Annotated in this window: 18 protein-coding genes; 17 read left to right on the top strand and 1 reads right to left on the bottom strand. The window is 44.5% G+C overall.

The features are described from left to right. Positions 1 to 147 precede the first annotated feature (147 nt). The 11 genes from E8M12_RS11080 to cysC all read left to right on the top strand — a co-directional run bounded on the left by E8M12_RS11080 (position 148) and on the right by cysC (position 15,156). The gene (locus E8M12_RS11080) at positions 148 to 3,012 is read left to right on the top strand and encodes a TonB-dependent receptor plug domain-containing protein (protein ID WP_136736208.1); all 2,865 of its coding nucleotides are present in this window, start codon (positions 148 to 150) and stop codon (positions 3,010 to 3,012) included. A 910-nt stretch (positions 3,013 to 3,922) separates the two neighbouring features. Then, positions 3,923 to 4,696: a DUF3450 domain-containing protein gene (locus E8M12_RS11075; protein WP_306416222.1), complete on the top strand. Its 774-nt coding sequence runs from the start codon at positions 3,923 to 3,925 to the stop codon at positions 4,694 to 4,696. Further along, positions 4,696 to 6,045 carry a MotA/TolQ/ExbB proton channel family protein gene (locus tag E8M12_RS11070; protein ID WP_136736206.1) on the top strand — a complete coding sequence of 450 codons (1,350 nt, stop codon included), beginning with the start codon at positions 4,696 to 4,698 and terminating at the stop codon, positions 6,043 to 6,045. Before E8M12_RS11075 ends, E8M12_RS11070 begins: the two co-directional genes overlap by 1 nt. Beyond that, positions 6,045 to 6,569, top strand: coding sequence for a MotA/TolQ/ExbB proton channel family protein (locus E8M12_RS11065; RefSeq protein ID WP_136736205.1), 525 nt, complete (start codon positions 6,045 to 6,047; stop codon positions 6,567 to 6,569). Before E8M12_RS11070 ends, E8M12_RS11065 begins: the two co-directional genes overlap by 1 nt. Positions 6,570 to 6,581: 12 nt before the next feature. Beyond that, positions 6,582 to 6,986 (top strand): ExbD/TolR family protein, encoded by a 405-nt coding sequence (locus E8M12_RS11060; RefSeq protein ID WP_136736204.1) that lies wholly within the window; start codon positions 6,582 to 6,584, stop codon positions 6,984 to 6,986. A 2-nt stretch (positions 6,987 to 6,988) separates the two neighbouring features. Continuing rightward, a complete protein-coding gene (locus E8M12_RS11055; protein WP_136736203.1) occupies positions 6,989 to 7,615 on the top strand; it encodes an energy transducer TonB in 627 nt (208 codons plus the stop codon). Beyond that, entirely contained in the window at positions 7,615 to 8,874 is a 1,260-nt protein-coding gene (locus tag E8M12_RS11050) for a tetratricopeptide repeat protein (RefSeq protein ID WP_136736202.1), read from the top strand. The genes E8M12_RS11055 and E8M12_RS11050 overlap by 1 nt, the downstream gene beginning before the upstream one ends. Positions 8,875 to 9,605: 731 nt before the next feature. Next, complete coding sequence (cysD, locus tag E8M12_RS11045) at positions 9,606 to 10,505, top strand: sulfate adenylyltransferase subunit CysD (protein WP_136736201.1); 900 nt, start codon at positions 9,606 to 9,608, stop codon at positions 10,503 to 10,505. Between the two features lie 360 nt (positions 10,506 to 10,865). Beyond that, a complete protein-coding gene (gene cysN, locus E8M12_RS11040; protein WP_136736200.1) occupies positions 10,866 to 12,272 on the top strand; it encodes a sulfate adenylyltransferase subunit CysN in 1,407 nt (468 codons plus the stop codon). Between the two features lie 205 nt (positions 12,273 to 12,477). After that, positions 12,478 to 14,208 carry an SLC13 family permease gene (locus E8M12_RS11035; RefSeq protein ID WP_136736199.1) on the top strand — a complete coding sequence of 577 codons (1,731 nt, stop codon included), beginning with the start codon at positions 12,478 to 12,480 and terminating at the stop codon, positions 14,206 to 14,208. A gap of 345 nt (positions 14,209 to 14,553) precedes the next feature. Continuing rightward, the gene (cysC, locus tag E8M12_RS11030) at positions 14,554 to 15,156 is read left to right on the top strand and encodes an adenylyl-sulfate kinase (protein ID WP_136736198.1); all 603 of its coding nucleotides are present in this window, start codon (positions 14,554 to 14,556) and stop codon (positions 15,154 to 15,156) included. A gap of 257 nt (positions 15,157 to 15,413) precedes the next feature. Here the strand turns inward: cysC and E8M12_RS11025 are convergent, their stop codons facing one another. Then, positions 15,414 to 15,614 (bottom strand): hypothetical protein, encoded by a 201-nt coding sequence (locus E8M12_RS11025; protein ID WP_136736197.1) that lies wholly within the window; start codon positions 15,612 to 15,614, stop codon positions 15,414 to 15,416. Between the two features lie 181 nt (positions 15,615 to 15,795). Between E8M12_RS11025 and E8M12_RS11020 the strand changes: the two genes are divergently transcribed. The 6 genes from E8M12_RS11020 to E8M12_RS10995 all read left to right on the top strand — a co-directional run bounded on the left by E8M12_RS11020 (position 15,796) and on the right by E8M12_RS10995 (position 23,033). After that, the gene (locus tag E8M12_RS11020; RefSeq protein WP_136736196.1) at positions 15,796 to 17,868 is read left to right on the top strand and encodes a M13 family metallopeptidase; all 2,073 of its coding nucleotides are present in this window, start codon (positions 15,796 to 15,798) and stop codon (positions 17,866 to 17,868) included. Between the two features lie 184 nt (positions 17,869 to 18,052). Beyond that, complete coding sequence (locus tag E8M12_RS11015; protein ID WP_136736195.1) at positions 18,053 to 18,268, top strand: hypothetical protein; 216 nt, start codon at positions 18,053 to 18,055, stop codon at positions 18,266 to 18,268. Between the two features lie 31 nt (positions 18,269 to 18,299). Further along, positions 18,300 to 19,628: a hypothetical protein gene (locus E8M12_RS11010; protein ID WP_136736194.1), complete on the top strand. Its 1,329-nt coding sequence runs from the start codon at positions 18,300 to 18,302 to the stop codon at positions 19,626 to 19,628. A gap of 135 nt (positions 19,629 to 19,763) precedes the next feature. Continuing rightward, positions 19,764 to 20,924, top strand: coding sequence for a nucleotidyltransferase family protein (locus E8M12_RS11005; RefSeq protein WP_136736193.1), 1,161 nt, complete (start codon positions 19,764 to 19,766; stop codon positions 20,922 to 20,924). Between the two features lie 143 nt (positions 20,925 to 21,067). Beyond that, positions 21,068 to 21,514 (top strand): hypothetical protein, encoded by a 447-nt coding sequence (locus E8M12_RS11000; RefSeq protein WP_136736192.1) that lies wholly within the window; start codon positions 21,068 to 21,070, stop codon positions 21,512 to 21,514. A 49-nt stretch (positions 21,515 to 21,563) separates the two neighbouring features. Next, positions 21,564 to 23,033, top strand: coding sequence for an O-antigen ligase family protein (locus E8M12_RS10995; RefSeq protein ID WP_136736191.1), 1,470 nt, complete (start codon positions 21,564 to 21,566; stop codon positions 23,031 to 23,033). Positions 23,034 to 23,042 lie beyond the last annotated feature (9 nt).

The raw sequence follows: 23,042 nt of genomic DNA, 5'->3' as shown, positions 1-23,042 counted from the left end.
CGATATGGATACCACAAACCTTGGTTAGAAATTGTCATTAAGTTGTCATTTTTCTGAAGTTTTACTATGGTCTAATTCGTAATACACTGTTTTATTGCATGTTAATAATATAAAAAACTAAGACCAGAAAAGGTCCAGGGAGAAACCATGAATACTAATTCCGTTAGTTTTCACCGGTGTTCTTTAACGTTTTTAAGTAGTGCAGTATTAATCGCGTTAAATTCACTTTCTACAAACGTATATGCTCAGGATGAAGCTGTTGAAGAAGTCGAGCGAATTGAAGTTACCGGTTCTCGGATCAAGAGAACTGACCTTGAAACCCCAGTTCCGGTTACCGTAATCGGGCGGGATGACATCCTTGAGACAGGTGCCTTGAACGTCGCCGATGTCCTTAACCAAACCCCGGTTGCTATCGCGGGTACTGACCAATCTAATTCTGCTTTTACCACCGGTTCGGTGGGCCTGAACACCACTGCCTTGCGTAACTTGGGTGAATCCAGAACCCTGGTGTTAGTCAATGGTCGCCGTTTTGTTTCGGGTGTATCTCCCTCTGTGGGATATGCGGTTGATTTGAACGCCATTCCCGCCTCGATGATTGAACGAATAGAGATCCTAAAGAGTGCATCTTCCGCGGTTTACGGTTCCGATGCGGTCGCCGGTGTGGTTAACATCATCACCCGGAAAGATTTCGAAGGGGTAGAGTTAAACGCCCAAACGGGTATATCCGCCGAAAGCGACCGGGAAAAATATACGGTTAATATGACCGCAGGTAACAGCTGGGACACTGGTAGTGTCACCATGGCGATTGGTTACGATGATGATAAAGGCCTGAAATCGTCTGATCGTGAGTTTTCCGAATTTGACCAGGCCATCGTCCTTGACGATGACGGTAATGAAGTAATCGGCAACATTTTTTCTTCATTCCCGCCAGCGGGCCGCGTTGGTGGTTACAATACCGACGGTACACCATTTAATGGTGCCAGTGATGACAGTGGTGACAGGTTTAACCGGGCATCTTACCGTCAATTGGTAACGCCAATAGAGCGTAAATATGCGGCGTTAAATATCAAACAGGAAGTCAGCGACTCCTTGGAAATGTTTACCGAGGTTAACTGGAACACCTCAAAAACCAATGATTCTACCATCGAACCGGTACCATTTGATGCGATTACCGATGTTTACTTACCGGATCGCGGTGGCGAGGTAGGATTGCTGGTTGGCAATCCGATGGTACCGCAAGGTCTTAGAGATGCCTTGATCGCTGATGGTTTAACTCTGAATGACCCGTTGCCGGGACTGGTACGTCGTATGGTGGAATTTGGCCCACGTTCTACCGATGTTGAGCGTGACACCATTCGCATCGCTTCTGGTTTTGACTGGGACATCAGCGATAGCTGGGTTGTAAACGCCTTTATTAGTTGGGGCAAAACGGACCAACGCCAGGAAAGTGGTGGCCAGGTAAACATTGAACGTACTGCTTTAGCCTTTGATGTCGTAGATGACGGTATGGGCGGTTTGAAATGTCGTAATGACCTTGCTGTATTACAAGGCTGTGTGCCATTGGATTTGTTTGGTGCAGGTACAGTTACCCCTGAAGCGGTTGATTACATCAAGGTTCCAGCCAAAGTATTTGGCCAGGCGGAACAGTTTGTTACCGGTGCCAGTATCGCCGGTGAATTACCGTTTGAGTTGCCAGGTGGTTACATGGGATTGGCTGCGGGTATTGAACACCGCCTGGAAAAAGGCGTGTTTCAACCCGGTGATTTAGCCCAGACTGGTGCTTCCAGTACCAATAAATCGGAACCTACCGATGGCAGCTTTTACACCAATGATGTTTATGCTGAGGTCAGTTTACCGATTTTAGATGCATTGATTGTTGATGCCGCGGCACGTTATGCGGATCATGAAATCGTTGGGGGTCAGACAACATGGAATTTAGGCCTTGAATTTTCGCCATTTGATGACCTGATGTTACGGACCTCATTTGCGACGGCTGTTCGTACGCCAAATATAGCCGATCTTTACGGTGGTCGCGGTGAGACTTTCGCCAATGTGTCGGATCCTTGTAACAATTTACAAGCTGACGGCTCAGATGGACTGGATGCCAATGTTCGGGCGAACTGTTTGTCGATTCCTGAAATTGCGGCGCGGGTTGCAGCACAGGGTGAGTTTGCATTAACTCAAATAGAGGCACAAAGTACAGGTGGTACGATTGGTGGCAGTACAACAGTACAGGAAGAAACGGCCGATACCTTTAGTGCCGGTTTTGTCTGGCAAATCATCGATGACCTATCCATGACCGTCGACTATTACGATATATCCATTGAGGATGCTATCGCAACAACTAGCCGCACAACGGTGCTTACTCGCTGTTTTGATGTTGATCCAAGTACGTTTGATCCAACCTGTACTGATCCATCCGGTCAAATAGGCGCCATTCGTGACGCCAATGGTGCATTGGTCGAGGTCAACTCCGGTACATCAAATGAAAATAACTTTGATACCCAGGGGATCGATTTTGAGTTGTCGTACCGACTTGAAACTGGCGTTGGCGATTTTACCGCCGATTTAGTCTGGAACCACCTGATTGAGTACATCCAGACCAGCATTGAAGATGGTTCTGAGATTGATTTTACCGGCCAGGTATTTACGCCAGAAAATAGAGCCAACCTGAACCTGGGTTATGAGCTTGATAGTTGGGCATTCGCATGGCGCATGCGCTACTGGGATTCATCTGTGGATTCTGTGGACGGCAGTAACTTTAACTTTACTGACTTTGCTGCCCTGGAAGGGGCCAACGTTTTCCCTTCCGTGGTTTACCATGATATTTTCGCCACCTGGTATATTACCGACGCAACCAATGTAACCGTGAATGTGCGTAACTTGTTTGACAAGCAACCGCCGTTTGCGGGGCAGGGTTTTGCCAGTGGTGGTACTGGTATCAACACTGTATCAGAGGCTTATGATGTGACTGGTCAGTACTTCCAGTTCAGCCTGACGATGCAGTTCTAAGGTTTAGCCATGTTAATAAAAGCACCGGCATTGCTGGTGCTTTTTTCCATTTAGAAGTGCTTCTGTGCTATGACGGTGAATGAACAAGTTTTTGATTACTCATTTAAAAACTATTCAGTTTAAAAGCAGTCACTCCTTTAGAGTAAGTCCTATCTACAACCGCCACAGAATTTATTGAAATTCACTTTACTTCTTCCTTCGATCTCAGAGGAACATGCTAGACTTAACAACAGGTACGAAACTTTGGGTAGATGTGTTTGCTGATTATTCCAAAGTGGTGCGAAACGAGCAGGAGATAGCGGTATCTGATCGTTGTATTCAAGTAACATTTCAACAATATCGGTATCGTTTGAACGGAGGTTCATGGTTTAACCTGGGTCGCCGCTAGAATTTGGCTGTTTCCGACGACAATTCATTGGATTCTGTTCGATGGCTTCAGTGCCACTTTGTAAATTGGAAGTTAACTGATTGTCCGGGTTTTTGACGGTGACTGGCAGGTCTGAAATCTTGTTTATGATGTCTTTTTAAGATACAAACAGGTGATTAATATTTGACTTAATACGAGCATCTTAGTACAAAGATGTTAGTCAATATGAATAATCGTGCATTTATTGGCAGTTTTTATTAAAAAAAACGCTATTAAAGCTTAATTTTTAAACAGTTCTTGCGAGTTCAGTAAAATGTTTGACTTTGACGTCAGGCTATTGTCTTATATAGAGCTGTATTTTTAAAAAATCAGAGTAGAAATAACAATTTTGACAACTTGGTTGCTGCATTTTGTTGCAATGAGGTTAACAAGATTGTGTTTCTATTTTTAAAACAACTGAGCACTGAATTTAGTAAATTCAGCACCGCCAAGTATTTGGTAGTGATAAAGTTAAATAGCAATTGGTTGGGAACTATGTCCAAAATAAGCAAGAAAAGCCTAATCGCGTCGTCGATTGTTGGCGCACTGGCTTTGGCAGGTAGCAATTTTGCTTCCGCTGCCAGCCTCAACGAACTTCAAAATGGCGAAGCTACGATCGTTAAAGCTTCAGCTAAGTCTCAAGAGAAAATCAACAGCATCTACGAGCAAACTCAAGAGCTACTGGCTGAGTACCGTACTGTCGTTGACGAAACTGAGAACCTGAAAGTTTACAATGACCACGTACAACGTCTGGTAAACGATCAGCAAGCTGGTATCGATTCACTAGAGCGTCAAATCGGTACTATCCAGGAAACCAAAAAAGGTGTTGTTCCTCTAATGTATAAGATGATCGACTCTCTAGAAGAGTTCATCGCATTAGACATCCCTGTAAACCTGAAAGACCGTACTGAGCGTTTAGAGCGTCTGAAGGACGTAATGAGCCGCCAGGGTATTTCTGTTGCTGAGCAATTCCGTCTGGTATTGGAAGCTTACGAAATTGAAACTGACTACGGTTCAATGTTCTCTGCTTACCAGGGCGATCTGGAATTCGAAGGTAAGAACATTACTGTAGATTTCGTTCACATGGGTCGTACCGTATTGGTTGCTCAATCTCTTGACTTGAAAAATGCCTGGATCTGGGAACACAGTTCTCGTGAATGGAAAGCTCTGGAAGATGAATACCTGAGCCCTATCACTAAAGCAATTCGTATGGCGCGTAAACAAACTGCTCCTGATCTAGTTAAATTACCAGTATATGCAGCGGGGGCTGGTGAATAATGAAAAAGATTATTAAAAGCGCAGTAATCACTGCAACCTTAGCATTAACTGCAGGTATTTCTGTAGCATCTGCCAACACTCTTGATGATTTGTTAAAGCAAGTTAAAGCTGACCGTGTTTCTGAAGCTAAACTTGATCAAAAACGTGAACAGGAATTCCTTTCAGCACGTTCTGACAAGCAGGCGTTATTAAACAAAGCTAAAGCTGAGTTAAAGCGTGAACAAGATCGTAACGCTCGCCTGACTAAGCAATTTGCTGACAACGAGACCATGCTGACAACTAAAGAAGCCGAGCTGGAAGCAGCTAAAGGTGACTTAGGTGAGATGTTTGGTGTTGTGCGTCGTGCTTCTGGTAACGCCTACGGCCGTATCGCAACGTCTATCGTTAGCGCTGAATACCCAGGTCGCGAAGAAGTTCTGGACAAATTAGCCAATGCTAAAGAAATTCCGGTTCTTTCTGAACTAGAAGAATTATGGTTTGCTTTACAAACTGAAATGACTGAATCTGGCAAAGTTTCAACGTTTGACGCTGAAGTTACTATGCTAGACGGTGGCCAGGCGACTCAAACGGTTACCCGTGTTGGTTCATTCAACCTGTTATCCGATCAAGGCTACCTTGATTACAACGATGAGCAAAAGCAAATCCAACCATTAGGTAAGCAACCTGACACAGCGGTTGGTTCTGTTGCTCCTTTCATGGAAACCACTTCAGGTTATGCGCCTCTTTTCATTGACCCTTCAAAAGGTCAAATCCTTAAGCTTGAAACTCAAAAAGCGACTTGGGAAGAGCGTTATCACCAGGGTGGTACCGTTGGTTATGTAATCACAGCGGTTCTGATTTTAGGTTTCTTAATTGCTATCGAACGTCTGATTTTCTTAGGTTCTGTAGGTGCGAAGATCAAGTCTCAGCTTAAGAATACGTCTCAGCCGAACAGCAACAACCCTCTGGGTCGTATGTTGACGGTTTACCAAGAGAACAAAGACATCGATGCTGAATCTCTTGAATTGAAACTTGATGAAGCCATCTTACGTGAAACTCCAAAGGTTGAACGTGGTATCAACATCATCAAGATTTTCGCGGCTATCGCTCCTCTGTTAGGTCTACTAGGTACAGTTGTTGGTATGATTGGTACGTTCCAGTCAATCACACTTTACGGTACTGGTGACCCGAAAATCATGGCTGGCGACATCTCAATGGCACTTGTAACGACTGCTATGGGTCTGATTGCTGCATTGCCTCTAATTCTTGTACACAGCATTGTTGCTGGTCGTGCTAAGACTATTTTCCATGTCCTTGACGAGCAAAGCGCGGGTATCGTTGCTTCTATCGCCGAGAAGGAGAAACAATAATGTTATACCTGATAGAACTTTGGGAATCTGTCAGGGAATTTATTGCGACAGGCGGCTTCGTATTATACTTCGTCGCCTTGGCACTCTTCTTAATGTGGATCTTGATGATCGAAAAGTACTGGTTTTTGACTTCGGTCTACCCAAAAATGAAGCGCGATATTATCGCTCGTTGGGACGCACGTACTGATACGACATCCTGGTATGCACATCGAATTAGAGATGCATGGATTTCTGAAGCGGCAGAGATATTAGACGCACGTATGATAACCATTAAAACCTTGGTTGCTATGTGTCCACTTATCGGTCTGTTGGGTACCGTAACTGGTATGATTGCAGTATTTGAGATTATGGCTGTACAGGGTACAGGTAACCCGCGCCTGATGGCGGCAGGTATCTCAATGGCAACAATTCCAACGATGGCTGGTATGGTTGCAGCCCTTTCCGGAGTATTTTTCAGCTCCCGACTGGATGCTAAAGTTAAAATGGCCAAGGCCAAGCTTGTTGATAGCTTGCCTCATCACTAGAGAGATTTTCTAATGGCACGTAAACGTATTCGTGAAGAAGAAGAAGCTGCAATCGATATGACTCCGATGCTAGACATCGTGTTTATCATGCTTATATTCTTCATTGTTACTACTTCTTTCGTGAAAGAAGCTGGTATTGATGTGCAGAAGCCAAAAGCGGCTAATGCAAGTAAGAAACCATCCGCGAACATCTTTATTGCAATTCGTGAGAATGGTGAAATTTGGATGGACAAGCGTGTAGTTGATGTAGAGCGTGTTTCTGCAAACATCGAAAAACTACTTGCTGAACAACCAACTGATATTGTAATCATCCAGGCTGACAAAGGCGCCCGTCATGGTGTTGTTGTTAAGGTTATGGATGCAATTAAGGATGCAGGAATCGATAAGATTTCCATTGCTGCAGCAACAGGTGCTTAATTATGGTTCGCTTTTTAGTATCAATACTATTGGGCGTGGCTGTAACCTTTGGTCTGTTTGTCTTCATGGCATACTTGATCTCAGGTGGTGCAAAGCGTAATGCAGGTGATCAGGATCAAGTGATCATCGACATTGTGTCGACGCCACCTAAGTCAAATGTTCAGGAGCGCAAACGTGTGCCACCACCACCGCCACCGCCGCCCAAAGTTCCGCCTAAACCACAGGCTCCGGAACCTGACACGAGCAATAACAACAGTGGTCTGTCGTTCAATGTTCCAGGTGTCGAGTTATCCGGTGCATCTGCCGGGATGGATGCTCCAGGTGCTGGTTTCGGTCGTGATGGTGAAGCAACTCCAATCGTCCGGATCGAACCTAAATATCCGATCCAGGCTGCTCGCGACGGTAAAGAGGGCTGGGTACAGCTAAGCTTTACCATCAATGAAGTTGGTGGAGTTGAAGATGTTGAGGTTATCGCTGCTGAACCTAAGCGTATTTTCGACAAAGAAGCCAAGCGTGCGCTTCGTAAGTGGAAATACAAGCCGAAGATTGTTGATGGTAAGCCACTCAAGCAACCAGGCATGACTGTTCAGCTTGACTTCAAAATGGGTCAAGACGGAGGTGCTCAATAATGCTTAAACAAATCATTGGTTCATCTTTGCTTGTTGCTTTTGTTGCAACTGCAACCCTGCCGGTAGCAACGCAAGTTGCTGCTGCAGAGCAACAGGAAAAGCAGAAGAAAAAGACCAAGATCGTTGGTCCGTCAGTAGGTAAAAAAGTTCAGAAAGCTTTTGAAGCCTATTCAGAAGACCGCATTGATGAAGCCTTAGAAATTTTGCTTGATATTGATGCCTCGAAAGAATATGACCGTGCTTACGTGGACCGCTTTATTGCCAACATGTACGCGACTAAAGGTGGTGATGCCAATAGCGCTAAAGCGATTGAGTATCTTGAAAAGGCCACCAAAGGCGATGTTCTAAATGAAAAGGAGCATGCAGACTCAATCAAGTTATTGGCTGATTTGCAGATCCAACAGAAGATGTATCGTGAAGCGTTAGGCAACTACGACGCCTGGATGAAATATACCGGTGAAGAAGATGCCAACACTTACGTCAAGATTGCTCAGGCTCATTACGAGCTGAAAGAGCTGGATAAAATGATTGGCCCAGCGGACAAGGCTATTGCTTTGTACGAAGAGCCTAACCAGAATCCATATATCTTGAAATTGACATCTTATTACGAGCGTAAAAAGTATCCAGAGTCGGTCAAGGTTCTTGAAGAAGTATTGCAGTTGTTCCCAGAAAACAAAACCTGGTGGACACAGTTAGGTATGTTCTACACCCTGGTTGAAGATTATAATCGTGCACTTTACACGCTTGATCTTGCATACAAGCAGGGTTACCTGGAAAAAGAGTCGGAAATCAAAATGTTGGCAAACTTATATGCCAATAACAATGTTCCGTACAAAGCTGCTAAGTTGTTAGAGAAGTATATTGATAACGGGTTAATTCCACGTACCAGTGAAAACCTGTTCTCGATGGCTAACTCTTTCCACGCTGCTCAGGAAATCAAAACTGCCGCTAAATACTTTGGTGATACCGCTAAATTGTCGAACGAAGCCAAGCATTACCGCCGTCAGGGCATGTTGTTGCAACAATCGCAGCAATACACTGCCGCGACTCAGGCATTGCAAAAAGCTATCGATTTAGATATCGATAACAAAGGCTCTGTTTACATGACGATTGCTGAAGCGTACTTCTACCAAGAGAAGTATAAAGAAGCATATGCTGCGATTCAAAAAGCACAGGAAGATCCTAAGTCTCGCCGTGCAGCTCGCAGTTGGGCACAGTACATCAAAGACACAGCCGAGCGTAAGAAAGTTAAAATTTAATATTTAACTGTTTTTACATCGTCTTTTAAAACCAGCCTTCGGGCTGGTTTTTGCTTATAGGGACATAAGTACACTGCATCACAGGGAGGCATGATGCATGTGTTTTTGGATGTATGTATGCCCTGTTAGCTGCCTACACGGAAGTAGGTATATCGAATATGCGGGAGCAAATATTCGATTTGCGGAAGGGGTATGCTTATAGGGACATAAGTACACTGCATCACAGGGAGGGATGATACATATGTTTTTGGATGTATGTATGCCCTGTTATCGTCATGGACGGCGTGTATGTCGAAAATGCATGGATGCCGCCACGGATGGCGGTATATCAATTGTGTATGGAACTGGCAATTGATTCAATTTTCGATGAGCTGCCTACACGGAAGTAGGTATATCGAATATGCCGGGAGCAAATATTCTATTTGCGGAAAGGGTTATTACATGGATGTATGTATGCCCTGTTAGCAGGATGCGGTAAGGGTATGCTTTCATGGACATAAGTACACCGCACGACAATACCGGGAGGGATGAAAGGTATAAAGGCCGCCGCAATTGCCAGGAATCAGCAAATATTAATTTAATTCACAAACTTAGATAATCACCGTATTTTAAGCTATAAGTTATAAAACAATCGTGTAGAGCGATTACACCATTCTGGTCGTAGATGTCACTAAAATATGGAATAATCATTGTTCTTCATTCGTAGTCTCAAATAATAATGTCGGTCTATCATGAACTTAACACATTTAAAGCAGTTGGAAGCTGAATCTATCCACATCATTCGCGAAGTCGCGGCAGAGTTTGATAACCCGGTTATGTTGTATTCGATCGGTAAAGACTCAGCAGTTATGCTGCATTTAGCCATGAAAGCCTTTTACCCGGCGAAACCCCCGTTCCCTTTAATGCATATTGATACGACCTGGAAGTTCAGGGAAATGATTGAATTTCGTGATCGAATCGCTCAAAAGTACGGTATGGATCTGATTACCTATACCAATGAAGAGGGAAGGGCAGCGAACGTTAATCCATTTGATTATGGTAGCGCTAAGTATACGGACATTATGAAAACCCAGGCATTAAAACAGGCCCTTGATAAGCATCAGTTTGATGCGGCATTTGGCGGTGCCCGTCGCGATGAAGAAAAATCCCGGGCAAAAGAGCGCGTTTATTCGTTCCGCGATAAAAACCATCGCTGGGATCCCAAAAGCCAGCGTCCGGAATTATGGAATACCTATAACGGTAAAGTGAATAAGGGCGAGAGTATTCGCGTATTCCCTTTATCGAACTGGACAGAGCTGGATATCTGGCAATATATCTATCTGGAAAATATTGAAATTGTGCCTTTATATTTATCAGCAGAGCGACCTGTGGTTGAGCGAGATGGAACCTTGATCATGGTTGATGACGATCGCATGCCGCTTCACAAAGGTGAGACTCCTAAGATGAAAATGGTTCGATTCCGTACCTTGGGGTGTTACCCGTTAACAGGTGCGGTGGAATCTGAAGCGGTTACGTTGCCGGATGTGATTCAGGAAATGCTATTGACGAAAACGTCTGAGCGTCAGGGGCGGGTGATCGACCATGACTCTTCTGGCTCAATGGAGAAAAAGAAAATGGAAGGTTATTTTTAATCCTGATTAAAAATAACCTTGAAAGCTATAAGGTTGTAAAGCTGTAAGGCGATAAAGAGGTTTTTATTTTACGGCCCTAAAGCCCTAAAGCTTTATAGCCTTAAAGCCGTACAGCTGCAAAATTCAGTTTTATCGGTGGCAGACTGACACGAGTTACAACAATTCCATGTTAAATGGGTTACGGATTAAAATAACGGAGCAACAGGACGAAAAGTAAAACGGCAAAGCAAGGCCATAAAGCTATAAAGCTATAGAGCTATAAGGCGATAAAGTGCTTTTTCCTTACAGCCCTACAGCTTACGGCTTACAGCCTTACAGTTTACAGCTTTTACAACGTCTAACGACTTATTTATGAATGCGATGAATGAACAAACTTTATTAGAAACGGATATTGAAGAATATCTTAAAGTGCATGAAAACAAGGATATGTTGCGCTTTTTGACCTGCGGTAATGTCGATGATGGTAAATCGACGTTGATTGGCCGATTGTTGCACGATTCAAAACTGATCTTTGAAGATCATATGGCGGCAATAAAATCGGATTCTAAGAAATTTAATACCACAGATCAGGAGTTTGACCTGGCATTGTTAGTAGACGGGTTGCAATCTGAACGCGAGCAAGGCATCACTATTGACGTCGCCTATCGTTATTTTGCAACGGAAAAGCGCAAGTTTATCATCGCCGACTGCCCCGGCCACGAACAATATACACGCAATATGGCAACCGGGGCATCCAATTGTGACCTGGCAATTGTGATTATAGATGCCCGTTATGGGGTACAAACACAAACCAAACGTCATAGTTACATATGTTCGTTGTTAGGCATTAAGCACATTATCGTCGCCGTTAATAAGATGGATCTTGTCGATTATTCTCAGGATATTTATCGCAAGATTAAGGAAGATTATAAATCGTTTTCCGAACAGCTGGATATTCCCGATATTCGCTTTGTGCCAATATCAGCCTTGAAAGGTGACAACGTGGTTAATAAGTCCGAGCCGATGGAATGGTACCCAGGCGCGACTTTGATGGCATTACTCGATACGGTGAAAGTAGATACGGATAATAATACCGATGACTTTCGGTTCCCGGTTCAGTATGTGACCCGTCCAAATCTTGATTTTCGTGGTTTTTGCGGCACCATTGCAGGTGGCATTATTCATGTCGGTGATGTGATCACGGCAATGCCTTCGGGTAAAACTTCCTCGGTTAAAAGCATCGTTACCGCCGATGGTGATTTACAATCGGCTTCTGTTGGTCAGGCGGTGACCATTACCCTGAATGATGAAATCGATGTTTCGCGTGGTGATGTGCTAGTAAAGTCAAACAAGCTATCCACGTCTTCCGATAAATTTCGCGCAACCATCGTTTGGATGAACGATGCGGCAATGCAGCCGGGTAAAGAGTATGAATTTAAAATTGGTACCAAAAATACGTATGGCCGGGTGCAAAAAATTGACTATCGTATCGATGTCAACACGCTGGAGCACACTGAAGAAAGTGAGATGCAGTTAAATGAAATTGCGTCTTGCGTCGTTCAGACTAATAACCCGGTTGTCATCGATGAATACGTAAAAGTTAAAGGCACTGGCTCTTTTGTGATTATTGATCGATTGACCAATATTACCGTTGGTGCCGGTATGATTAGTGAGACTACGGTTGCGGATGACGATAAGCCGCAGGCGCGAGAATACTCACAGTCTGAAAAAGACTTGAATGCGTTTATTCGGGCAACCTTCCCCGAGTGGGATTGTAAATCCATTTAGTGATACCTTGATAAGCCGGTTATCCATGACCGGCTTATCCAGTACTCATGTCGTGCTGCGCTGCGCCACAGTGGTTGGATTAGTAGTACTTGCGACTCTCAATTCCTTCAGTTATCTTAAACGAATAATTACAATAAGTTAGAACTTTGTGTTGCTATGATTGTCAACCATAAATACCTGTTCTGACAAAAATCATAGGCGATTCATGCTAAATATCGATCAATGGTTTATGGTGGGTGTGTTTATCACTACCTTTGCAGGATTGATTAAATTCCAAAACGTTCCAGAGCGTGTCTTTGCCGCCTCGACATTGGTTTGTTTAAGCTTTTCATTTGTCAGTACCAAGCAAATATTCACTAATGCCGTTAACCCTGGATTGATCACTCTGATTTTATTGATCACCTGTTCATTTGCCCTGGAAAGAACCAGCTTCCTGCGCATTCTGGCGAATCGGATGATATCCAGAAAAAAGCTGAAATCCTATTTTAGAACCTTGATTGGCACGGCGCTCGCGTCCGCCATTTTAAATAATACGGCTGTGGTGGCGACATTAATATCGCCAATCAAAAACAATAAATTTATCAACCCAGGGAAACTGCTGCTACCTGTCTCATACGCCGCCATACTGGGCGGCACCTTAACCTTGGTTGGAACCTCGACCAACCTTATTGTAAATTCCATGCTGATTGACCAGGGCTTACCTGGGTTAAAATTTTTCGACTTTACCCTGATTGGACTTACAGCTTTAATCGCCTGCCTGTCGGTGTTATTTATCCGCCTTAAAACCTTACCATTCACCGAATCAACAACCAGGAGTGAAAAACACTATTTCGTTGAAGCGGAAGTGATGGAGGATTCAAAATTAATTGGCAGGTCAATTGAAGAGAATGGCCTGCGTAATATTGACTCCTTGTTTTTAGTGGAGATCATTCGTCATGGTCATATGATTTCTCCGGTAACACCAGAAGAGTTTCTGCGACCAGGTGATAAGTTAATTTTTACCGGCGATATATCAAAGGTATTCGTGCTGCAGCAATTTGATGGGTTAAAGCTATTCGCCGAACAGGACGGGTTGTTGCGGGATAACCTGACGCAGGTATTGATTAAACCAGGCAGTGCCATCATCGGTATGACGCTGAAACAGGCAGGCTTCCGGGCGCGATTTGATGCGGCAGTTGTTGCTATTCGCCGTGAAGGGGCCACATTGTCTGGTAAATTGGGCGATTTGGTTATTCAATCCGGCGATTTTCTGGTGCTTGCCGTAGGTAAGGACTTTATTACCCGAACCAACCTGAGTAAGAATTTTTATATAATAACCGGTGTTAAACCGGATAATATGTTAACCGGTTGGCGCGATAAACTAACCTTGTTTGGTTTCCTTGGTTCGATTTCCATCTCGGTGATATTTGAAGTCCCGTTGCTGAAGTGCCTTATCTTTTATATGGCAGCACTGTTTGCAACCAAGTCACTAAGCATCAATGAAATAAAACGCCGCTTTCCATTGGAAATCTGGGTCATTGTAGTGAGTGCCCTGACACTGGCGACGGCGCTTGAGTCTACTGGCCTGTCACAGGTAATCGCCCTGCATGTTCATAACTTTCTATCCGGGCAAAGTGCCATCTTCGCATTTGCAGCGGTGTTTATTATCACCCTGCTGATGACGGAGTTGATTACCAACAATGCCGCAGCGGCGTTAATCTTCCCGATCGCTTATAACATCGCCATCGGTCTTGGCGTAAACCCGGTACCATTTATTATGGCGGTCGCGTTTGGCGCCAGTGGCAGTTTTATCAGTCCTTATGGTTATCAAACCAATGTTATGGTGTTTAACGCCGGTAATTATCGATTAGTAGATTTTGTAAAAGCCGGCATCCCTGTATCATTAACCTATATTACCGTGGTGTTATTTATGATTCCGCAGGTGTTTCCGTTCTGAAGAAGCGGTAAGCGGTAAGTGGTAAATTGCCAGGTGACTGTTTTATTTGGCTCTTGAGTTGGTTGAAAAACTATCGTCGTTTCGAAGATGATAATGGCAAAGTAACGTTGCAGGTACGGAAAAAGAATCAATAGCCGGCTGACAGAAACGACCAATGATTGCCAACCCTGATAGAATCAACATATTGGCCTTGGGAATAGCGAGCAAAACTTACATCTTGAAGCTGTTCCCCTGGAACTAAATTAACACAAAACTAAATTTTAAGGAGTAGGGAATAGCGAAATAGCCAGCCAAGCTTGTCGTTTATATTATAGCTTAGAGCTTATCGCTGTTCCCTGGAACGTTATGCAAACTGAAAACACCGTATGGCATCCGCATCTAGTGACTAAGGCGGACCGTGCCAGATTAAAAAAACAACGTCCCTGTTTGCTATGGTACACAGGACTCAGTGGTTCAGGTAAATCAACCGTGGCGAATGCGGTTGATGATTTATTATTTGAGCGTAAATGCCATACGTATCTCCTTGATGGTGATAACGTCCGCCATGGACTGAACGGCGATTTAGGTTTTAGCGATGAAGACCGGATTGAAAATATTCGTCGCATCAGTCAGGTTTCGAAGTTGTTTGTAGATGCTGGTTTGATTGTCTCTACGGCGTTTATCTCACCGTTTCAATCGGATCGCGATATGGCCAGGAACCTGCTCGACGATGGTGAATTTATCGAAATCTTTATTGATACACCGATTGAAATATGTGAGCAACGGGATCCCAAAGGTCTTTATAAAAAAGCCCGGGCCGGTGAGATCCAGGACTTCACCGGGATTGACTCTGGTTATGACATCCCTCATCAACCGGAAATTCACGTAAAAACTGCTGAGCAGGATATTCGTGCATGTGCAGAGCAAATCGTCGACTATCTGATAACGAATGGTTATGTTAATCAGTAGCAACAAGTTGCTACTGATTAACGGGGTTCAGGATTCAGGTTTCTGGCCTCGGATGGCGAACGGCCTTTAGCTTTCAGCTGCGAGCACATTACATTCCTAGCACGCTATCGCTCCTGGCACACGATTAAAATCGTTCCTGGCATGCAATCAAAGATTGCGCGTAGCAACTAGTAATTTGTTTTAGGGGAGCGGGTATATAAAACCAAAGGTTTTATTCCGGGTACGCCAATCAAAAGCATTGGCTCCGGGTACGTAACTCAAAGAGTTACTTCGGGTGAAGGCTCTTCGTTGTCACCGAAAATTGAATCGGAAATATGTTCCAGACATTTCCGACATACCAGCGTCCATGCCGGCATCCATGCATTTTCGGCATACCGGTCATCCATGACCATAACCGACGATAGTCTGTCACAGAAAATTGCTCCTGCATTTTCTGCAAACAGGCCTTCCCTGGCCATAACCGAGAACCTGACATCGAGAAGGTTATCTCCCTCGACGTAGTCTCCGTCTTTCTAGCAGAGTCGAAGCGGGAGCTTCGACTCTGCATTTGTAACAAAACTTGTAACCCTATAGACCTTGTTATTCGACTGCAGTAGTATCAATATCGATTAAATCCATAAACTTAATTGGAATAACAAAATGAAAACAATGGTTTCGGGCGCTGTATGCTCGTCTTTATTATTACTGGCGGCCTGTAATGGTGAGCCGGCGAACAACGAGAATTCTTCTACCGTTCAGGTAGCTACACAAAAAACGGCACTTACCTCAGGTATTGAAATGGCTAACATGAATAAGGCTATTCGACCTCAGGATGATTTTTATCTGTATGTTAATGGCGGTTGGTTAGACTCGCATCCGATGCCCGCCGATAAAACGGCGATTGGTTCATTTTACGACCTGCGTGATAAAGCTGATGAAGATGTGAAAGCCATCATTGAAGAACTGGCGGTAGCAGGTGAATTGGAAAAGGGTAGTGATGAGCAGAAAGTTGCAGACCTATTCAATTCGTTTATGGATCAAGAGCAACTTAACAAGCTCGGTGTTAAATCGATTGAACCGCTGTTAACGGAAATTGCCGCTATTAACAATAAAGATGAATTGGCAGGCTTTTTCGCGAAAACAGAAATGATTGGTGTAGGATCCCCTCTGCACCTCTACGTAAGTGCTGATGCTAAGCAATCAAGTCGTTACATAGGCCACGTCTGGCAATCTGGGTTAGGGTTGCCAGATCGCGATTATTACTTTAAAGAAGAGCAGCGCTTTAAAGACATGCGTAAAGATTACGTCGCTCACATTGAGAAAATGTTTACTCTTGCCGGTCAGGAAAATGGCCAACAAGCGGCAGAATCTATCATGGCTCTTGAAACTAAACTCGCTAAATTACACTGGACCCGCGTTCAGACTCGTGACAGTGAAAAGCGCTACAATAAGTTTGCCGTTAGCGATCTGAATAGCGTGACCGACAAATTTAACTGGCAAGCCTGGTTAACGACCCTTGGCGCAGACAAGCAGCAGGACATTATTATCAACCAGCCTGACTTTGTCGAAGGGTTTGGTGAACTGGTTGCAGAAGTTTCCATGGACGATTGGAGATCTTACCTAAACTGGCTAGTGATCAATGGTTATGCGTCTTACTTAACGGCTGAACTCGATCAACAGAACTTTGAATTTTATGGCAAAAATATTAACGGTCAGCAAGAGCAAAAGCCGCGCTGGAAACGTGGTGTTAGCCTGGTTAACCGCAATCTCGGTGAAATCATCTCTCAGGTATACGTGAAGCGTCACTTTAAGCCGGAAGCGAAAGCGCGCATGACCGAACTGGTTGAAAACCTGCGTACGGCTTATGGCGAGAGTATCGACGGCCTAGAGTGGATGTCTGAAGATACTAAAAAGGCCGCGCGGGTAAAACTTGCCGCGTTTACGCCAAAAATTGGCTATCCGGATAAATGGGAAGACTATTCTAATATCGATATCAATGCAGATACATTAATTGCCAACCTGCAAAGTGCAAACATATCGAGTTTTCAAAAAGACCTGGAAAAAGTAGGCGGCCCAATTCGTGATTGGGAATGGCATATGACGGCACAAACGGTAAACGCTTACTATAACCCTACGGTGAATGAAATTGTATTCCCTGCCGCTATATTGCAACCGCCGTTTTTCAATATGGCAGCTGATGACGCCGTAAACTATGGCGGTATTGGCGCAGTTATCGGTCATGAAATGGGCCATGGTTTTGACGACCAGGGAAGCCGTTACGATGCCGATGGAAACCTGCGCAATTGGTGGACCGAGCAGGATCTTACTGAGTTTAAGAAACGTGCCAGCCAGCTAGTTGACCAGTACAACGGCTACAAGGTATTTGATGACCTCAACGTTAATGGTGAATTAACCTTAGGCGAGAATATTGGTGACCTTTCAGGACTGACTATCGCTTACCGTGCCTATAAGAATTCACTGAATGGTGAAGAAGCGCCGGTGATTGATGGTTTAACTGGAGACCAACGTTTCTTCATGGGCTACGCGCAGATCTGGCGTGGGAAAGCTACTGAAAAGGCGTTACGTAAAAAGGTAGCTACTGACCCGCATTCTCCGGGGCATTTTAGAGTGTTAGGTTCATTGTCCAATATGCCGGAGTTTGTTGAAGCATACGGTATTAAGGAAGGTGACAAGATGTATATTGCTCCTGAGAAGCGAGTAAAAATCTGGTAACCAGCTCCGAATAAACGGGAGCTTATGCTCCCGTTTTTTATCGCAACCTAATCCCCCTCTTGCCATCCTGGCGCAAACCTTCGCTAATGTCTTGCATTTACCATGGTTCCTTTTTACTATGGTCGTTGCATAAGATTAACCCCCATAAGTTTCAACGAGTTAAACTTATAACGAGTGTGCGAAGATGAATAATAACAAGAAAGCAAACGACGCTGTCGATAACGATGAGTTAACGCCTGAACAGGCGCGGAGACAGTTCATCAAAAAATACGGTAAGTTAGCAGCAGTAACCCCGCTGGCGGTAACGGCATTGATGACACCGAAAACCTCTGCAGCGCCTAAATCCTGCAGACCCAATCAGCAGAATAAACACTGTCCACCAGAGTCGAATGGCTTTTAATCCGGACCGGCGTTAGGTAATTTAAGCTTTAGTGCAACACATTCCCCTGAACAATACACAGCTTCAGTTACTGGTCGATGGGGAGCAGGGACTGTTGTTTTGCCATCAAAGAAATACCCTTCATAAGCTGGAACCTGCCGGGATCGCGTTATTACTGGTCATGGACGCTGGCGTCGATAAGCAACAATGTATCGCACAAATAACCAATTTGAGTCGGCAATCCGTCGAAGATATAGAGAGTCTGTATTGGCTGCTTTCAGGTTTGTACCATGCAAGGTTCGATGCTGATGTAGATGCCAATTTGCCTCCCTCCAACAACGAACCGTTGCGGCAATATCGTGATAGCCTGTATTTTGAAATTGCAAAACGCAATGCCTTCCGCACTGACCGATGCCTGGCTTCGCCGCAAGCTAAGGAAAATTGTCCTGAGCCCGAACTGCTCTGGATTCGAATAGCAGGTCTGGTGTTTCGGCTTTGCTGTAAACATCAACGCCTGCGCACCGAGCTTGAGCAAATATTCAAACCGGTATCGTTCCTGGCAACGGATGTTGCGGGTTGTGCCGAGTTCGCATTTGAAATAAAAATTGGCAAACATGCACCGGCCATCAGCGATGCGCCTGACTCAGAATCCCTCCAATTTGAGTTTTATTCCCAGGGTAAGTTAATTGCAACTGAGCTCAAGTTTAACCAGGTTGCCCCGGTATTAATTGAACGTATTCAGATATTGACGTACCAGGCATCGGGTTTTCGCTTTTGTTTCCACGGTGCCGCCTTGTCTGAAAACCGAAAATTATTGCTGTTGCCAGGCAAATCAGGGGCTGGAAAGTCGACCTTGACAGCTTATCTGGCAAAGCGGGGGTTTGCGGTGCATTCCGATGAAATGATCGCATTCAATGATAAATTCGATGCGTTAACCATCGCAATGCCAATCGCTATCAAACGAGGAGCCTGGGCCCCCCTTGAAAATGAATACCCGCAATTAAAGCACCAGCCAGTGTGGCAACTTAAAGATGGGCGCGACGTTAAATATGTCTGGCCAGACGATGATATTTCACAGGATACATCAACCACGTTTTATTCAGACTGCGATAGTGTTTATTTTATCGCTCCAGACTTTACAACCAGTACTCAACTGAAAAGCCAGGCAATGCCAAAAGAACCTGTACATTCACGCCAGTTAACTGTGATTGAGATGCTGGAGTTATTAATTCGCGGGGGCTATCAGGTTGGCCACGAGTTGTCCGCAAGCGATGTTAAAGACCTGACTAACTTCATGGATAGTGCTGATCGCGACGTGTTGTCATACTGCTCATCGGAACAGGCTTTTCAGTATGTGAAAAAAATCTTAGCCGAAAAGTGATAGTTTTTCTTTAAATGTAAAGCCTGTCAGGGTATGTTGAACAGGTCCTGGCAGCAGGTCGTAGACATGCAATTCTCCAGTCAACCAGCCCCCTGAACACAAAGAATAAATTTTTTATAAGACAGGCAATCACTTATGGGCGCTAAACCAGCAAAAGTCACTCGACAAACCTTTATTGAGTTGGGGCTGCTACTCTCTGACAATACGAAACCGACCGATATCGATCATGACCTGATGATCACTCTACAGACGGAAGAGCTTTATTTGCCGTTAATTGAGTTATCGAATCAATTCTGGCTGACCGGTGCGTTATGTTATCGTCTGAAAAAACTCAAAATATTTTCCCAGCTTCCTCATATTCTGCAACAATACCTTAACGAAGTAAGTACCCTGTACCGACAAAGAAATATCGATATAAAACAGGAGACTACCGATATACATCAGTTACTTGCTGATGCAAACATTGAACACATACTGTTGAAGGGAGCAGCAAGTCTGTTTAATGCGACTTACCCATCACCGGCAATGCGATATATGTGTGATGTCGACATCCTGGTAAACCCGGAGCAACAGCAACAGGCATTTTCGTTGCTTGAACAATACGGCTATCAAACTGATGAAGCTCCTTATGCATTGCACTCGGACAACCACCATCATGCACCGTCATTATGTAAACCGAACAGTATGTGTGGTATTGAAATTCATCGCCAGGGGTTAAAGGCGCCTGCCAGCGAGGTGCTGTCGGACACTTGTATGTGGCAAGGTGCCGAACCCCTTGTTGTTCGGGGAGAACTCACTTGTTGGCAATTGAACCCGACCGACCAGGCGATTCACTGTATCGCTCACAGTGAAATTTCACACTTTGGCTATCGCCAGAAGCACCTGGACCTGCGTCAGTTTTATCATCTGTATCGACTCATCTGTCACTATCAGCAAGACATTGACTGGCGGCGTGTTGAAAAACATTTCCAGCTGGTTAACCAACAAGGATTGTTACAGGCAACCCTGCAAGGAATTGCATTGCTTTTTAACCAGTTAACACCGGTTACACGGGATAATTCAGCGGCGAAACAACATATTGAACAACGTATTCGAATATTTTGTCAGGACTCGAAACTCAGGCAAAAATGGCTGAAGCTGTCGAGAATATTATCGGGTTATGGGCGTGAACAGATTGCCTTTACGTATAATGTATCAGGTATTTTGGGGATTGCTAAAGCGCGCTGCAGGCATTTGATGCGACACGTTAAGTTACTACTTAATAGCGAATACCGACATAACTTTTGGGCGGAGTAAGCTGCAGTATTTGCGGGCATTGCGGCCAGTTTTTGCTTGTCTATTAACGCATCGGGTAACTACTTAAGTAAGGATTTTGTTTCATTTTTTTCAAATCTTGATAGACTGAAAATCAATCAAAACAATAATTAAGAGTCCCTGTGATGGCAAAATTAATTTCGGCCACTTTAGTGTTAACAACAGCTGTACTGGGTATTAGTGCGACATCTGCGTTGGCAATGACACAACAGGACTCATCAGAATTAATCACGCCAGCCTCGAAGAGTGCGCTCGAGTCAGTAAACCGCGAATCTCAGGAACAGCAACTCAAAGCGCCGTCATCGCAATCCGATGCGACACTGACAGCCGCTCAGCAATCAACTACGCAGCAGCAACAAGTAACGTCGGATAACCCTGAGGAAGGTGATAATAAAACGGATGCTGGCGCTCAACAGGACGAAGATAAAGCCAGTGATGAGCGTACCGCCCAGCAAAAACTGGCGGAGCAACGAAAGCTAAACCTTGCTCCACCTCTGCCGCCAAAATCTTTGGGCGGTGGCAATGGCAATGGTGGTTTAGGCTCAGGCCAGATTACCGTGTCCAAAAATTAACTCAGTATTTTCACCCCAATAGAACGGCTGTTACCAATATCGAGCTTGTATGCAGTATCGCTTTCAGTCCCCGCAATTTTTCCTGTTATTGTTGTTAATCTTCTGGTTGCCGGTGCCGCTGGGGTCGAATCGTCCCTGGGCATGGGCGATTCTGGAGATTTGGAGTTTTGGCTTAGTGATGCTCTGGTTGCTGAGCAGCAATTGGCAACAAATCAAGACCCGACTTGCGCCGTATCGATTTTTCCTGTTGGCTTTGACTATCTTCACAGCCTGGCAGGGGCTTCAGTGTATTCCGCTACCGCAGGGCCTTCTCGCTGTGCTATCAAATACCAGCTTGCACTTGCAGTTGCAGGCCGCGTCTGTTGAGCAACCTGATGTGGTGAATGCTTGGTTCACCTTGTCGTTAGATGCCAATCAAACCCTGATAATGTTCGTAAAATCCTGCGCCTACCTGGGGCTTGCCTGCCTGATTTTCTGGCATATCGACAGCCTCCTTAAATTACGCCAGCTACTGGCGGTGATGATACTAGCCGGATTGTTGCAGGCCGTTTATGGCACCTATTCATTATTTACCGATCCCGAGTTTAGTTGGTTTTTTTCCACTAAAACCAATGAGAATGCTACTGGAAGCTTTGTTTATCGTAACCACTTTGCCAATTTTATTGTCCTGACCGCCAGCCTGGTACTTGGTTGGTTACTCGCTATGATCCTCAAAAGTGCCAGGAATTCATCTCGGCAACGTTTTTTTCAGCAATTCTTAAGTGGTTATGTTTCCGGTAAATTTACCTTGCGCCTGATACTGGCCTGTATGGTTATCGCACTGGTTTTATCGCACTCGAGAATGGGTAATTCTGCCTTTTTTATCAGCCTGACATTAACTCTCTGTGTCTGTGTTTTCATTTATCGGAAAAAAAATCCGGCGCTGAAACGTTCTATTGTTATCTTGTTATTCAGTGTGCTTGCCATTGACGCCTTAATTCTTGGAAGCTGGTTTGGAATTGAAAAAGTAAAACAACGAATCGAGAATACCAGTTTAGTCACCGAGTCTCGTGACAATGTAGCAATTGATAGTATTGATTTGGTTTTAGATTTTCCGTTAACCGGCGCAGGTGCTGGTGCGTTTTATACGGTTTACCCAAGTGTTCAGCAACAGGGAGTAAATGGCTTTTATGATCATGCTCATAATGATTATCTGCAATTTGTTATTGAGTACGGGGTACCTGCAAGTGCGCTAATGGCAGCAATCGTCTGGCTGTCTCTGTGGTATGGATTGCAGGCGGCCCTGTATCGAAAACGTTCATTTATACAGGGTGTCGCGCTCGGTAGTGGTATGGCGATCTTTGCGATGCTAATCCATATCAGTGTTGATTTTAACCTGCAGTCACCAAGCAATACGGTCTATTTTATCATCGTCTTATGTATCGCCTGGATTGTTCGTTTTGGCCTCATTCCGGCATCTAACAAGCAGTTTATAACCACTCAGGAACCGCAAAAATCGACCGTAGGGGTTAATTGCTGAAATGTTAAC

This window comes from Thalassotalea mangrovi (assembly GCF_005116735.1).
Classification (GTDB): Bacteria; Pseudomonadota; Gammaproteobacteria; order Enterobacterales; family Alteromonadaceae; genus Thalassotalea_A; species Thalassotalea_A mangrovi.
The sequence above is the reverse complement of the archived record's forward strand: the minus strand, read 5'-3'. Positions and strand labels throughout refer to the sequence as shown.

What these genes read in the sequence shown, in the direction of transcription:
- E8M12_RS11060 (WP_136736204.1), top strand. Translation starts at nt 6,582, where the DNA reads ATGGCACGTAAACGTATTCGTGAAGAAGAAGAAGCTGCAATCGATATG.
- E8M12_RS11070 (WP_136736206.1), top strand. Translation starts at nt 4,696, where the DNA reads ATGAAAAAGATTATTAAAAGCGCAGTAATCACTGCAACCTTAGCATTA.
- cysN (WP_136736200.1), top strand. Translation starts at nt 10,866, where the DNA reads ATGAATGAACAAACTTTATTAGAAACGGATATTGAAGAATATCTTAAA.
- E8M12_RS11000 (WP_136736192.1), top strand. Translation starts at nt 21,068, where the DNA reads ATGGCAAAATTAATTTCGGCCACTTTAGTGTTAACAACAGCTGTACTG.
- E8M12_RS11005 (WP_136736193.1), top strand. Translation starts at nt 19,764, where the DNA reads ATGGGCGCTAAACCAGCAAAAGTCACTCGACAAACCTTTATTGAGTTG.
- cysD (WP_136736201.1), top strand. Translation starts at nt 9,606, where the DNA reads ATGAACTTAACACATTTAAAGCAGTTGGAAGCTGAATCTATCCACATC.
- cysC (WP_136736198.1), top strand. Translation starts at nt 14,554, where the DNA reads ATGCAAACTGAAAACACCGTATGGCATCCGCATCTAGTGACTAAGGCG.
- E8M12_RS11065 (WP_136736205.1), top strand. Translation starts at nt 6,045, where the DNA reads ATGTTATACCTGATAGAACTTTGGGAATCTGTCAGGGAATTTATTGCG.
- E8M12_RS11025 (WP_136736197.1), bottom strand. Translation starts at nt 15,614, where the DNA reads ATGGCCAGGGAAGGCCTGTTTGCAGAAAATGCAGGAGCAATTTTCTGT.
- E8M12_RS10995 (WP_136736191.1), top strand. Translation starts at nt 21,564, where the DNA reads ATGCAGTATCGCTTTCAGTCCCCGCAATTTTTCCTGTTATTGTTGTTA.
- E8M12_RS11015 (WP_136736195.1), top strand. Translation starts at nt 18,053, where the DNA reads ATGAATAATAACAAGAAAGCAAACGACGCTGTCGATAACGATGAGTTA.
- E8M12_RS11080 (WP_136736208.1), top strand. Translation starts at nt 148, where the DNA reads ATGAATACTAATTCCGTTAGTTTTCACCGGTGTTCTTTAACGTTTTTA.
- E8M12_RS11050 (WP_136736202.1), top strand. Translation starts at nt 7,615, where the DNA reads ATGCTTAAACAAATCATTGGTTCATCTTTGCTTGTTGCTTTTGTTGCA.
- E8M12_RS11035 (WP_136736199.1), top strand. Translation starts at nt 12,478, where the DNA reads ATGCTAAATATCGATCAATGGTTTATGGTGGGTGTGTTTATCACTACC.
- E8M12_RS11020 (WP_136736196.1), top strand. Translation starts at nt 15,796, where the DNA reads ATGAAAACAATGGTTTCGGGCGCTGTATGCTCGTCTTTATTATTACTG.
- E8M12_RS11055 (WP_136736203.1), top strand. Translation starts at nt 6,989, where the DNA reads ATGGTTCGCTTTTTAGTATCAATACTATTGGGCGTGGCTGTAACCTTT.